This window comes from Pseudogracilibacillus auburnensis, assembly GCF_003201975.1.
GTDB classification, from domain to species: domain Bacteria; phylum Bacillota; class Bacilli; order Bacillales; family Amphibacillaceae; genus Pseudogracilibacillus; species Pseudogracilibacillus auburnensis.
This window is the reverse complement of record NZ_QJJQ01000001.1, coordinates 375,250-388,832: the sequence shown is the minus strand read 5'-3', so window position 1 is coordinate 388,832 and position 13,583 is coordinate 375,250. Positions and strand designations below refer to the sequence as shown.

Sequence of the window (13,583 nt, the reverse complement as noted above, 5' to 3'; positions counted from 1 at the left end):
TAAATCACAAAGCTGAAATCAGAAATCATTTCAGCTTTTTCATTCATTTTAAGGAATGTTATTTGAAAGTGTTAAAAATCTACTTTTCATATAATTATAACTAATGATAAAAATACGATGTAACTTTTGAATTTTACAAACCAAATGTCTACACCATGGCTTGTAAATAAAATTGCTAAAATAAGCACAATAAAGGCTGCCCAGTGCGGCGGCGTGCGAAGCGAAAGCCGACGGTACTGGGCTAAGCCTGCGTGGCGACAGCCACGCCTTAACCCCCCGTTTCTAACAGGGGGGTAGAAAAACATCAGGAAACAATTACAAAGTTCCTTAAAGCCTTTAGGCACAACAGTTTGGAGTATAGACAACGATGTCAAATTTTAAACGTTAGTTGACATCTTTTTTAAACAGGAGAAATATTGCACATGAATCAAGGATTTTAAAATTAAAGGACAGCACCCTAGCATACAGGTACTTTATAATCCTGTATCGTTGTTAGATGTATCTGTGTTAAAAGTAGTAGCAGAAATTACTTTGGTTGGATCTAATTCATAATCTAATAGAAACAAAAGCTCTCCTTCTGCTTTAATAACAAGAATATCAACCTGTACTTCTATTGGATGGTTCTTATCATCTAGGATAATATTTTTAACTTTCCTATCAAATTCTGACCCTTTGATAAATGTGCATAACTAAAAGGGACGAATTCTTTTGTATTCTTTTCATTGCCATAATATCCTTCGGGATGTTAGTTGCGTTTATAATGTCTGACCAAAAAAATAACCCCTCGTATGCTTGATGGGCAATTGAGGGATCATTTTCGCTCTTGCGCCGCCCCTCTTGTTGGGTTCGGTCTATTATACCGTAGGCGTTAATCGCATTATTCCATGCTCTCAAGTTTATATCACTTTAAATTATTAAACAATTTGTAACTATTGAAAAGGGATAAAAATTGATTGAAACTAATATTTCTTAAGTCATTTATCCCAGCATGTTTTAAAGCTTTATTAAATTGGTTCTTTGTGAACAATTTTTTATATTCCTTTTGAACCCAATTCATCAAAAAGTATTTATATACTTTTCTCTCTTTGACTGACATTCTTATGGATTTTCGTTTCAACACGATTAATACACTATTTACTCTAGGTTTCGGATGAAAATAGTCCCTAGGGATTTTTTTCAGGATAGAAATATCTACCTCTGTCATTAAAAGCAATGCTAATGACCTATTTGTATTTAATAATCTTTTCGCAAATCCATATTCTACAATTAAATAACTAATTGTAGCTGTACTTTCGAAAGCAATTTTTCGAACAATATCTGTACTTATATTACACGGTATATTTCCATATATTTTATAGGTTTTTCGCTTTGGAAACTTAAAACGCAATATATTAGCATTAATTATTTGATAATTAGAGTAGTTTAAAAGCTTATTGCGTGTTATCTCACATAATATAGGATCAATTTCTATTGACGTTACATGATTACATCTTTTAGCCAATTCCAACGTGAAATGACCCTTACCCGCTCCTATTTCAAAAATATTATCTTTATTTTTTAAATTTGTTTCATTTATTATTTTTTCTACATGAGATTTTGAAGTAATAAAATTCTGAGTAACTTTTATGTCTTGTTTGTTCATTATAACCCTCTCCAATCAGGCTACAATGAATGTATTTCAACAATTCATTATAACCTTTTATTTTTCGTTAGGTTGATAATGAAATGTATCTATTGCATAAACAGAAAAAACACACATATATATTCTCCTTCATTGTTTGACATGATTAACAGTGACAAAGAAAATAATCAATTACAAAATAGAGTATAGAGGCTTTAGAATTCCTCCTTACATTTGAACCTATATTAGCACAAATATTTATTAGATTCAAAAAATATTTGACTCATAAATTTATTCAAAACAATCATTCATCTGTTTGTCTATCCACCCAGGTCCAATATCCTTGGCTGTATATAAGAAAAATTCATCAAGCGATACATTGAATAGCGATATATATTCGTAAAGTACTTGTATGTTAGGATTCTGCACTTGAATTTTTAACTCTAGAATCCTTAAAATAGAATTTCAATATATCTGCAATTTTTTTATCACCAGTGTTGTATAAACGTTGATAGACTTTCAGTTAGTGTCTTTACTGTCTAGTGTCAAAAAATAAATACCCAACTAAAGGTGGTCCATCCATTTGGATTTCACTTACAATTACACTAGTGAGACTACGACACTTTATTCTCTTAAGGAACGTCCTTTCCTCCAATTTTTCGAAGCCAGATTTGCACTTGTTTCCATAAAGCAGCCTTTAAATAGCGGCTAATCTGTAAAGTTTTATACTTGCTAATCCTTTCGATTTGAATGAGGACAACAACCCAATAGATGCAGGTATAATCCAGAGAAAAATACCAAGAAGAAATGAATGAATAAATATTTGTTCTAACAGATTATATCCAGCGCTTATCTTATAGATTTTTTATGTCCTCATAGCTTCTACATCAATTCTTCTTTCACCGTCCAGATTCTTTAGTTTTCTTTTATCAGTTGTACTAAAAAACAATTCTCCTTTTTTATGATATGCACCAAGTTATCTTTACACACGGTTTTTCACATACTATATCTGATCTACCTGCTATTTTACTGCTTTCCAAATTGTCCATCTATCTTTTTCAATTATAGTAGTATTTGTTGAGTACGATTTTTCTATATGACTTATTAGTAATTGCAATTCTTCACCATTTAATTCGTGTAATATACTTCTCCCAGTTCTTTCACTCAAATTCTTTAGCAGTTCCTCTTTATGACTGTAAACCTTTCTTGTTTCCCATAGCTTAACTTCTACTATAGATAGATTTTAATCCAACTGCCTGTAGGGTGTCAATGGTTGATTTCGCGACGAGTAGGTCTTGATTTACCTAACGGGCCAGCCAATACTTGTGGTTTCCCACCTTTCTATGAATATGTTATTCGTAAACTGTTTGAACTTGGCCATTTCTTCCGTTGTAAGTCCGCATAACAGTCTCTACATATTTTCGATCACGAATCTTCGTTCTTCGCAAATTAATGTTCTATTAAGCTTTTCACTACTCTCAAATAATTATATTACCGCGATCTGTTAGACTTAGAAATATATGCGAAACCCGGAATAATTATCATACTGATAAAGGTAAATACTAGAAACAGACTACTATATCTAGCTGAAAGACCCGAGTAAATAAACGGCTGAAAGACCGTGAACGATAATCCCTTTTCTAAAAATGCTCCTATCATACCCGTTGCAGCAGCACCAGCTATAAAATTAAACATGGAGAAAAATCCCATACCTATACCTACTGAATCTTTAGGCAATGTTTTGGAAATTGAATTCGACAGCGCTACCCGTATAAAAGTCGCCCCTACATTCCCTAAAATGAGAACAGCCATAATCCATATTGGATCAAACTCCATAAATACTGTGATAAGTACATATCTCCGAGTTGTTTTCGTAAGTCTCAAGGTCCAACATTATTCCACAACTACGGCTACTTATGACATTGAACAACCTCTGTTCCTGCTATCCAATCATACACATTTTTCCTTTTTTTATTTGTGAAAGGGATGATCAAATATACTAATATTGCAAAATAAACAATACCCAATATGATATAAATTATCATGTCTGACATGCTTGATGGCAGCATTAATTGCCATATAGTAAAATGAGCTAGTTCCCAAGGAAGAAACTTAACAGTAGTTCGCACTATAGAACGTCCAATGCCTATACGTTGACCAGAATTGTCAACAACACAGATGCCCATTTTTCTTTTGCCCAAAGTGCCTTGCCATTTCGAACACTCGCATAAAATAAAGTAAAGCGAAACTGGAAATGTTATCATGAGAAAACCTGTAAGTTCTGCTACTATAGAAGAACTAGAAAATAGGAATTGAACATATGGGCGAAAGACAAACGAAATAGTGCCAAGGACAAAAACTCCGTATATCATAATGACAAGGTAATCTAATAAGAAGGCATAAATCCGAATATTAAATGTTGAATTGATCATAAATTTCCTCCCTCTAAGGTATAATTTTCAATGAAAAACTGTTATATTTCTATAAATGAAGATGTCGAATCTATTCCGTGTCTTAACAGAATGGGACTGTCTATTTTTCTATTCCATATCCCTAATTAATTGGAAAGCAGTTTGGGATGGCAGATCTCTTAGCTTTTGATGAATAAGATGTGCACATTCATCAGAACTCATTATGGAAGTAACGACCTCCAGATCATAGATTCCTAGTATATGAACGTAATGTTGCCATCGTTTGACTGATTCCGGAATTGCCCCATTCTTTGCGTAACCTGTTCCCCAAGTATCCTTCCGCCGTTTCATGATTTCCCCAATTGGACAATGTACACCTACAAACACAACTGGATACTTCCTTAGTATACGCGCACAGGTGAGGAGAATCCTTCGTGGGGCGGAATAGGAGTCATGATGTTCTACATCTACCACCACATTTATTCCTTGACGACTATGTGCAGCAATTGATTCATACATTGCTTTATAAACTTGCATAATTATAGGTTCAAGACCAGGCCGTTCACCGCCAGGTCGCAATCCAATTCCAGGCTGATAATTTTCGGGAGTCATTTTCATAAAATGATCAACCCCTAGATTCATCCACAATCCTTCAAATGTATTTTGAATTAATAACTTCACCTCCAAATATAACAGTATATTCAAATAATTCATTAAAGAACATTACATTCGTTTTGATGATATCCTTGTTCAACGATTGAACCAATTCGTTTAATTAGAAATATTTGCTTCATGTATAAAGTTCGTTCTAGCCCATTCACCCTCATTCATAAACAAATCAAATACAGTCTTTCGATCCATTGGCGGTTCATCTATCCAATTTATCAGGGTACAAATAATAGCTTCCTTCTCTGGAAAATAGGTAATAAAAACTTCAGCCTGTTCAGAAAGACGAGTCGTCCAAACTTGGGAACGAACCATTACCATGGAATAGTATGTTCGAATGAGTTTACGGGAGAAGTTTTGTGCAATTGTAATCCATTCTTTGTCTGAAGCAGTCCTTAATCTGTTTAACGTTCGTGCGAGAACCTTACCAATATCACCATTGAAGCGAATGGATATCTCAGATGTAAGTTTATACGGACCAAATCGTTTTCCTAAATCCTCTCCGTAGACACAAACACAGAGTTCCTTCAAAAATGCATTTTCATAATAATTTGATGGGTCCATAGTATAATCGTAATACGCAACAGCTATACCAACTTCACGGACTAAGGATCGATATCTCTCGGAAAGTTCACCAGCAAGCTTTTTTAATTCAGTCAATTGTTCTGAACTCAGATTGCCATTAAACATCGCGATAAGATCTAAATCAGATTTAGAAATAACAGCATCTCCTCTTGCTACACTTCCATAAACATAAACACTGTGGAGTTGTTGATAAAATAATTTTCGAAGACTCTTAACCGATTCTTGGATGCAGGGCATGAAAGAAAGCTCAATTTTCTCTGAGCTTACATCACTGACAATATATCCGTTAGCATTTAGACCGTAACCAGCATTTAAGTTTACCATTTGAAACCACTCCTCTTTATCTTCTTAATCCTCATATGTTGCTTTAAAACCTAGCCATTCATGAAATCTTAATGCATTTGGTCTATTTTTATTAGTTATCAGTTGCACTAATGTACTCCAATCACTTCATTGCCATCACAAGCGATCACTAACTAGTTATGAGGGTCTGATGTAATAGCTTCAAATGTTTTTAAGTAATTGTTGGGGAGAAAAGTGATGCAGTAAAAAATGTTATGATGAGCATTAAAGAATAGGCAGTATTTTTAAACAATCGATAATTAACAAAAGGATTGCTATGTTCTAATAAATGATTAAAAGTATTGCCCATGGCCTCCTTTAATTGGGGAGAAGAAGCGTTCACTTCTTTAAACGTATGAATAACACGTTGTTTGGCTTGATGAAGATACCTTTAATAAATAACTAAATATTTCTATTCTTTATTTACACAAAATTGCACGCCATTTACAGAGATATCATTAAAAGGTGCAGCATCTCTTTGAGTTCCATTTTTATTGTTAATTATATCTATCATCCTCACAACATAAAGTTTCGTTAAGCGTTATTAACTACATGTTGTGAGCTGATAGTCATTATTGTAATTATAAAATTTCGCACGAATGATTTTAATATTAGAGAAAATCTCATACGATCAACACTAAATACTATTTTCTTGAATTGATTCTGAGGATCGTTCCAGATGGATCCGAGATCCAGTAACCATCTGAATTTTCATGCACCTCCACCTCATCTCTTCTATTAATGTGATTCTCCTTTAGATAATCTGCAGCTGCTTTCATATGATCTGTCTGAATCTCAAGCCACACATCTTGTTGAGAATAATTGTCCATACAATCCAACCATAATGTGGCATCACCAAACTGAAAAGCATGGGATTCAGATATGAAACCTAAATAAGGCAGCTTAATTACTTCCTTATAAAAATGCACGGTTTCGTCGTACTTGAATTTAGGTATTTTAATAGCAATGTTATTACCACCTTTGAATTCAGTTCTTGTCCTTTTCATTCTAATGACCTCCTTAGTTTTCATTAGTTTATTACATATACTTATCAAAGATTTCTTTTCGATTGCTCAAAAATCCTTTTAAGCTTCAAAAAAGTGCATATTTTTGTTGAATTGCATACAATTTTATAATTCTCCTTCATTTCTCAATTTCTTTTGTACATACCCATCATTTTGTGGTTCACCTATTTCTCAATCCTTCTAACAAATGCTGTAAAACAATTATCGCTTCCCCCATTGAACCTTTCTGATCAGAATGTCCAGAAATCCATAAAACTGCTTCATTCATAGCACCAGAAAGAAAATGAGTCAGCGCATCTAAAGAAATAGGCTTTATGATATCCTGTTCTAGCATTAATTGTAATTGTTCCTTCAAGGAATTCATCGAATATTTTTCATCCATTTTTCTAAAGGTATCCCAGCCTAACACAGCCGGACCATCAATTAAAAGGATCCGTTGATGGCGTGATTCCACAGCACTTTCTAAAAATGCTAGGCACCCATTGAATAATTGCTGCCAGCTATCGTTACTCTTTGCTGCAGCTGTTTCGACATACTCCCCCATCTCTTTTTGAATATCTTCGAATACAGCGAGAAAAAGCCCTTTTTTATTTTTAAAATGATGATAAAGGGCCCCCCTTGTTACATTTGCTTCTTTTGCAATCTCTTCTAGAGTAACTTTCGCATATCCATAATCCGTAAAATGCTGTCGCGCTATTTTCATTAAGTTATTTATAGTGTGTTCTGTTTCCGTTTTGCTTTTTCTCATGATGTCTTCACTCCTTATTCCACCTGATGAAGTAGCTCTAATGCATGTTCATTCTTTGATTTTATTAACGTTCTTAATCCATTTATTATAATACTAGGATTTATATTATTTTTATCAGCTATTTTCGATTGCATCCATTCGAGCACTAATTCGCCATTCTCTTTTGTTAAATCATTTATATGGTTAGCTACAGACTTGAGAACATATCGGGAATCGTCACACAATAATTTTTCCAGCAATCGCAAATTGTTTTGTACATTATTTCTTATTGGTGAAATCTTTTTAGCCCAAGGTAACCGCGGTCTAGTTCCCTCACTTACCAGTCTTCTAACATGTGAATTATTATCCTCTAACCAATATTGAAAATAGGCCATGCAGCGGTCAATATCAGTAAGTAAATATGGACGTATAGCATATTCAGAGGTATGTCTTTTTGTAATTTCATACATGGCATGGCAGGATATATCAAAGTGATTTAGTCCATATTTTTCAACAAAATACGCTACCGGCATTAGAAAATAGCCATTGGTAAACATGCCTTCTTCCGTTTTATTTTCTGGTCCTAAAATCTTTAACAAAATAGCTAAAGCTTCTTCATAATCAACTGGAAGATGTTCCCTTAATTCATGTGCTATGACCTCTACTCGCGCCTTTAATTCTTTATTTTCTACTGCTCAAGCTACAGAAATTGTAAAAGACTTATTGGAAAATCTAGGATAGTGTGGCTGAATTAGATTCGCCAGTCGGAGTGCCAATTCTCTACCAAAGTAATACTTTAAGGGAATGTAATCACTCATTTTGCTCTTCCTCTCACATTTACTATTTATATTGGTCTTCAAAAGACTTATCGTGTGGTATAACCGTAATGACATCAATCAATACTCCATTAGGGTCACTAGTTATAAAATGCCTTTGACCAAATGCCTCGTCACGTAAATCGAGGTGTAAAGGAAGCTGTTTTCTTATAATCAAATCCTGATACATTTCATTTACATTTTCTACTTCAAAATTTAGAATTAATCCTTGAGTAGGCTTTCCAAAAGAAGCGGGAACTGTTTCATGATCAAACTGAAGGATCGCCAATTCATCACCAGTTTCTTCTTGTTTCAAACTCATGTACCAATCCGCTTCAAAAACTACCTCGAATCCAAAATACTGTTGATAGAATGAACTTGTTTTCTTTACTTCCTTTGTCATCAATACTGGGTAAAAGCTGTTAAGTCTCATTTTTTTCACTCCCTTTTTATTTAAACTTATTTTAACATACATACAGTATGTATGTAAATGATTATTATTTCTTAAGATGTATTCTAATTAACCTCGTACAAACTTGCTGTCCATACAGAAAAGAGCTATATATAGCAATGTCATCGTAATACACAGTAAAAAGTAGAATTTCCATAGAAACGTTTTACGTTAATAGTTGTTACCACCGATTTGATTAACTTTTATGACACCAAAGGTTCTGTTTTACGCCAATTGTGGTTGGAGTAAATAAATGACAATACAGTCGCTCCAACAACAGATGGTAGTAAAATAAACGCAAAAAATTTAAGTGTTATCATCCCACTCACGTCAAAATGTCCGTGACTGGGCCCTAAAATTTGAAATGCGGTCATAATAGCAACATGAAAACCAATGGATGTCCATACACTTCCCGATATCGCCCTTAATAGACCTAAAATGATTGCAAAGCCGGGAATAAATTGAAATTGTTCCACAGAATACATTGCTCCTATAAAATAAGCAAATAATGAGAACAATATTGTTTGTATGACTATTGTGATCCAATGAGGAAAGACCGCATTTAAATACCGATATACATATCCTCTAAAAACAAACTCTTCAGGTAATGCTTCTATAAAAAATACAGTTATGAATAAAATTAAGATACTCATTAGTAGGTGGTTCGGATCTGTATGAACCTTTATTTCAACCCACCCAAGCATGATACTAATAATTATCCCAATAGATGCAGGAATTACCCAGAGAAATAAGCCTAGAAAAAATGAAAAAATATTCTTTTTAAAAGTTCCTTGTCCGAGTTGTTTCCACGAAACTTTGTCAATTTTAAGTGCTGCTTGAATGAGAACAAAGGTTAATATGGTAGTAATTACAGCAATGAAGAAATGATTAATTCCACTATATTCTTCACCTATAAATATATCACTGAGGTAAGTTATAAAGTGCCAAATGATGATGCCTAGGATCAATACAACTAAAATTCTCATCCATATATTTTTCATATTAAGCGTTTCCCTTTCACCCAATATAATTCACTCCCTTTTGCATATTTGATTTTTAAATTCCTTCTTCTTGCTTAAACCTAATTTTAGTTTAGCAAGAAGGTATACCTTTTTAAGATGATCATTCAAATAGCACTTTAAGTTATATCCCAATTCCTTTAATACACAAATCCACTGAAAATTAATTACTCTATAAACCTATCAATAAAGTAATCACCACGTTGATTAAACACAAGGGTTCTCCAAGACCTGCTTCAATCACTTCAAATCCGTCTGTCTATTGCTATGATATTTTCGTAAAAGCGAGGGTTACCTTAAGCTAACTTCCTACATAGCAATCTTCATTTTTATTAGGCTAACTTATACTTGAAATTCAGGCAACTCCCTTTTCCTAAAATATGACTAATTTGTTAAAAGTCTAAAAATGTTTCGATATTCCTGCTAAAATACTTCGCCCTTATTGAAAAAACAGAAAGCCCATCGGCAAACAGAAGAATCCGAGAACAATAACAATTATTAGAGCTATCCAAAACTGAATCCAATCTGCTCTATTCGTCTTCCCCCTTTTTGTTTCTGTTAATATTAGTTCCATCAAAACTACAATCCATCCTCCCGCAATTGCTTTTACAATCACTTCGCCAAACATTAGCATTTCATAGCCTTGAAATAATCCCAAGTTAACAGACCACCTGTTATAATGATAAAGAAATATATCATCCGCAAAATCATGTGTGCGATAGTGGCGATTTTTTGATTTCTTTTTTTATACTTTGGCTATGTGCAATGGTAGAAGAATTGGAAGAATCGCCAATTTATCATGAACTAATCTGAAATTCAAAGCTATTGGTTTGATAGTTTCGCCTTCATCAGTTGTTGCCTTAAAATCATAGTTATAGTCACTGTCATACGAGGAGTACCAGGGAAAACTCCACCCCTTTGAATTATTGTACTTCTCAATTTTCCCTAGTGGAGCACGGACACATAGGCGAAAGAGGTGTTCTGCTCATGCAAATATATCAGAAAGACGTCTGAGATTTGATCGACAACCGTGGAGCAATCGGGACAACCCTTATCCCAACACGCCTTTAATTGAACAGTTTATAGCTTTAATTACACTTGCTGACAACCCCAGGAATTGCGCTTCATTGTGAAAGATTAATTTGTTTCTGCTCTACGGCAAACCTAATATTTTAAAAAATTACAATATCAGTTTCATGCCTTCGTGGCTTGCCGAGAATCCTAATTTTTCATAAAAACGATGTGCGTCTCCACGTTGTTTATCGGTTGTTAGTTGAACCATTCCACATTCTTTCGATTTAGCAATTATAATAGCTTCTTTAAATAATTTTTCTCCAATCTTTTTTCCACGATAGTTTCGATCAACACGTACAGCTTCAATTTGCGCTCGTTTCATTCCTTGTCTTGCTAAACCAGGAATGATTGTCAGTTGAAGACATCCAATTACCTTTTCATTTTCAACAGCTAAAATAATTTGATTACCACCTTGTAATTCTATTTCATTAAATGCCTCAATATATGCGGCTGGTAACGGCTCTTCAAACCGTTCGCGTTGTGAGCCTAATTCATCATCAGCAAGTAATCGGACAATTGAATATACATCATTTTTATTTGCTTTACGGAATTCCATTGATTTTCACCTCAATTTATTATTTGTACCTATATAAGTTCACTTCTTACTATGACCTGCCATCTTTATACTTTAGTCCCTAGAATAAAACCAGCCCCTTTCAAATTATTATCAATTTTTAGTTCCTTACATTACGTCATATGAGACACTCAAGCCATTAGCCCTGAATATTGATTTAATCCAAATCATCTAAAAGACGACCTATCCGGTTAAATTACCCCTTCATCATAGAGTCATATCCTATGAAAGGAAAAAGCTTTTCAAGTCTTATCAATATATTCATCCAACTGATCCGCGGGAAGAAATACCGATTTTCCGTGACAAACCTCTAAACGTTCAGGTTTTAGCTGGCTCACAATCCGACTGCTTTTCACTGCCTGGTTCATATCGGCAGTGAACATGGATATCGGTTTGTGGAGTTTACCCTTTTTCGAAGTGAAAAGGTCCCCCGCTAATAAAACCCGGTCATCATGGTGATAAAAAACAACATGTCCTGGTGAATGACCAGGTGCGAAATAAGGAGTAAGACTGCCGACAGGTTCAAGGTTTTTATTTTCATCTTCTAAGAAAGCATGAGCCAATCCTTTTGCGATAGATGGTATCGCCTTTTTTCGACGTGGATAGGGATAGTCACCTTCCATGTAGGGTATTTCTATTCGATGTGCAAATACTGGTACCGTTTTCACTTTTAAAATACGCTTTATGGCACCAGTGTGGTCAGAATGTCCGTGGGTTAAGACAATCCTTTTCAGTGGCCCAGCGTTAAGCTGTTCAATAAACTTAAGAATTCCCTTAGCCATCGTTGGCAAACCTGCATCAACTAAAGTTACACCGTTCTCTTCTACAACGACCCAAACGTGAATGGGGATGAGCATCCATATTTTTAATGACCAAATATGGTCAGATATTTGGTGAATTTTCATTTGTGCTCAGCCTCCATCCTCACTTTTTGATGAAAGCCATAAAGCAATACATCGATAGTATCGTCAAAAGTCCCATCTAACCGTTTAATCAATTCCTCTGGAGACTCTTCAGAGTTTTCATAGGTGCCCACAATCCCATGTAGAGTATAAAAGTAAATACGACCAAAGGACAACATCCTAGGATCATTATCTTCGATTTGAAGACAGGTCTGAAGGCTTTGTTTAATCAGGTTAAACAATTCAATCCTTATTTTGTTCACTTCAATCTCTGGTTTTTCCTCATCAACTCGGCTTGGCTTCGTATAGAAAAATATATGAACCATGGTGCGATTTGACAGACAAAAATGAATGAATTGCTGACTAACAGTTTTCAATTTACTCTTTGGCTGTAAGTTGGTTTGTTCCATAACTTCCTCCATTTGTTGTTTCAAATTCTGTAATGGTGGCATGGAAAGATAATGCAGCAACGCTAGTTTGTTTTCAAAATAAATATAAATGGTTGTATGTGAGCATCCCGCCTCTTGCGCAATTTCTCGCATTGTCACCACATCAAACCCCCGTTTACTAAAAAGTTTCCCGGCGGCATTTACTATGTCTTGTTTTGTTCTTTCAGAACGTGTAAGTTGTTTTTGAACCATTTTGAATCCCTCGCAATTTTCAAAGTTTAATAATATTCAATCAATTAATAACCATTGGTTACATCATAACCAATGGTTATAAAGATGTCAATAATCAATTATTTAATCAAAGTTATATTAATGTATAAATAAGCCTTTTTATATTAAATAAGAGAGTTACGTCTTTCGCGAGCTAGCCAATCATAAACATTTTTTATTTATATAGGAAATATCGGATATATAAATGTCACAAAATTGAAGAAACTCAATATTATTAAAATGCTTGGTGAGAGTAGAAATTGTCATATGCTAAAAGGAATAACTTACCGTGGAAGGAGAGTAAAAGAAGAACCGAAACCCTTTTCTATATTAGGGTCTAGGCTCTTCTTTCTTCATTTTTCCAACGATCAAAACAAAAGGAAGCTCTGATAAGAAAAATAAAATACGCGAGAACCAGCGAACCACTTCACTTCAAATATAAAAATCACTATATCTTAATGCAATTAAAGCAATGTGTGCTAATTTCATGAGACAAGTTATAGTGGTTGTCACAAATAACATTTCTCTCGCACAATGCTCTCATCAGTTTATTATTGAAAAATGTCATCAAAACTGCGTAGCCGATCGCCTCTTATAAAATTAACAGTGATTGAAGTTAGCTATTTTAATATGAATACTTTGATAAATGAGTTTTTACTACGAAGATATGGGAAAACCCGAATATTTTTTATACCTATTTATTATTCAGGTT

15 protein-coding genes and 3 pseudogenes are annotated in these 13,583 nt (G+C 34.2%); all 18 read right to left on the bottom strand.

Annotation, left to right across the window (positions count from 1 at the left end; all coding sequences use genetic code 11):
• Positions 1 to 901: 901 nt before the first annotated feature.
• The 18 genes and pseudogenes from erm to DFR56_RS01685 all read right to left on the bottom strand — a co-directional run bounded on the left by erm (position 902) and on the right by DFR56_RS01685 (position 12,853).
• Positions 902 to 1,642, bottom strand: a complete 741-nt coding sequence (erm, locus tag DFR56_RS01765; RefSeq protein WP_110393699.1) for a 23S ribosomal RNA methyltransferase Erm — start codon at positions 1,640 to 1,642, stop codon at positions 902 to 904.
• 57 nt (positions 1,643 to 1,699) lie between these two features.
• On the bottom strand, positions 1,700 to 1,759 hold the full coding sequence (locus DFR56_RS23900; RefSeq protein WP_146214239.1) for an ErmCL family antibiotic resistance leader peptide: 60 nt from the start codon (positions 1,757 to 1,759) through the stop codon (positions 1,700 to 1,702).
• A gap of 494 nt (positions 1,760 to 2,253) precedes the next feature.
• A pseudogene (locus DFR56_RS23895) lies at positions 2,254 to 2,379 on the bottom strand (IS4 family transposase); the annotation flags it as partial.
• Between the two features lie 733 nt (positions 2,380 to 3,112).
• Positions 3,113 to 3,316: a hypothetical protein gene (locus DFR56_RS23265; protein WP_211320589.1), complete on the bottom strand. Its 204-nt coding sequence runs from the start codon at positions 3,314 to 3,316 to the stop codon at positions 3,113 to 3,115.
• A 215-nt stretch (positions 3,317 to 3,531) separates the two neighbouring features.
• Positions 3,532 to 4,053 (bottom strand): RDD family protein, encoded by a 522-nt coding sequence (locus DFR56_RS01755; protein WP_110393697.1) that lies wholly within the window; start codon positions 4,051 to 4,053, stop codon positions 3,532 to 3,534.
• 108 nt (positions 4,054 to 4,161) lie between these two features.
• Positions 4,162 to 4,746, bottom strand: coding sequence for a phosphotransferase-like protein (locus DFR56_RS01750; RefSeq protein WP_110393696.1), 585 nt, complete (start codon positions 4,744 to 4,746; stop codon positions 4,162 to 4,164).
• A gap of 57 nt (positions 4,747 to 4,803) precedes the next feature.
• Positions 4,804 to 5,607 (bottom strand): nucleotidyltransferase domain-containing protein, encoded by an 804-nt coding sequence (locus DFR56_RS01745; RefSeq protein ID WP_110393695.1) that lies wholly within the window; start codon positions 5,605 to 5,607, stop codon positions 4,804 to 4,806.
• Between the two features lie 662 nt (positions 5,608 to 6,269).
• Complete coding sequence (locus DFR56_RS01735; protein WP_110393694.1) at positions 6,270 to 6,632, bottom strand: hypothetical protein; 363 nt, start codon at positions 6,630 to 6,632, stop codon at positions 6,270 to 6,272.
• 178 nt (positions 6,633 to 6,810) lie between these two features.
• Positions 6,811 to 7,398 (bottom strand): TetR/AcrR family transcriptional regulator, encoded by a 588-nt coding sequence (locus tag DFR56_RS01730; protein WP_110393693.1) that lies wholly within the window; start codon positions 7,396 to 7,398, stop codon positions 6,811 to 6,813.
• A gap of 14 nt (positions 7,399 to 7,412) precedes the next feature.
• Positions 7,413 to 8,195 (bottom strand): annotated as a pseudogene (locus tag DFR56_RS01725) (DNA alkylation repair protein).
• 22 nt (positions 8,196 to 8,217) lie between these two features.
• The gene (locus DFR56_RS01720; protein WP_110393692.1) at positions 8,218 to 8,625 is read right to left on the bottom strand and encodes a VOC family protein; all 408 of its coding nucleotides are present in this window, start codon (positions 8,623 to 8,625) and stop codon (positions 8,218 to 8,220) included.
• A gap of 221 nt (positions 8,626 to 8,846) precedes the next feature.
• Positions 8,847 to 9,668 (bottom strand): CPBP family intramembrane glutamic endopeptidase, encoded by an 822-nt coding sequence (locus DFR56_RS01715; protein WP_110393691.1) that lies wholly within the window; start codon positions 9,666 to 9,668, stop codon positions 8,847 to 8,849.
• A gap of 433 nt (positions 9,669 to 10,101) precedes the next feature.
• Positions 10,102 to 10,320 (bottom strand): DUF1516 family protein, encoded by a 219-nt coding sequence (locus tag DFR56_RS01710; protein WP_244916396.1) that lies wholly within the window; start codon positions 10,318 to 10,320, stop codon positions 10,102 to 10,104.
• Positions 10,290 to 10,361: a hypothetical protein gene (locus DFR56_RS23640; protein WP_280523433.1), complete on the bottom strand. Its 72-nt coding sequence runs from the start codon at positions 10,359 to 10,361 to the stop codon at positions 10,290 to 10,292. The genes DFR56_RS01710 and DFR56_RS23640 overlap by 31 nt, the downstream gene beginning before the upstream one ends.
• 46 nt (positions 10,362 to 10,407) lie before the next feature.
• Positions 10,408 to 10,620: pseudogene (locus tag DFR56_RS23890) on the bottom strand (DUF899 family protein); the annotation flags it as partial.
• Positions 10,621 to 10,842: 222 nt separating this feature from the next.
• Entirely contained in the window at positions 10,843 to 11,292 is a 450-nt protein-coding gene (locus tag DFR56_RS01695) for a GNAT family N-acetyltransferase (RefSeq protein ID WP_110393690.1), read from the bottom strand.
• 260 nt (positions 11,293 to 11,552) lie between these two features.
• A complete protein-coding gene (locus DFR56_RS01690; RefSeq protein ID WP_110393689.1) occupies positions 11,553 to 12,215 on the bottom strand; it encodes an MBL fold metallo-hydrolase in 663 nt (220 codons plus the stop codon).
• Positions 12,212 to 12,853 carry a TetR/AcrR family transcriptional regulator gene (locus tag DFR56_RS01685; RefSeq protein WP_110393688.1) on the bottom strand — a complete coding sequence of 214 codons (642 nt, stop codon included), beginning with the start codon at positions 12,851 to 12,853 and terminating at the stop codon, positions 12,212 to 12,214. The genes DFR56_RS01690 and DFR56_RS01685 overlap by 4 nt, the downstream gene beginning before the upstream one ends.
• Between the last annotated feature and the right edge of the window lie 730 nt (positions 12,854 to 13,583).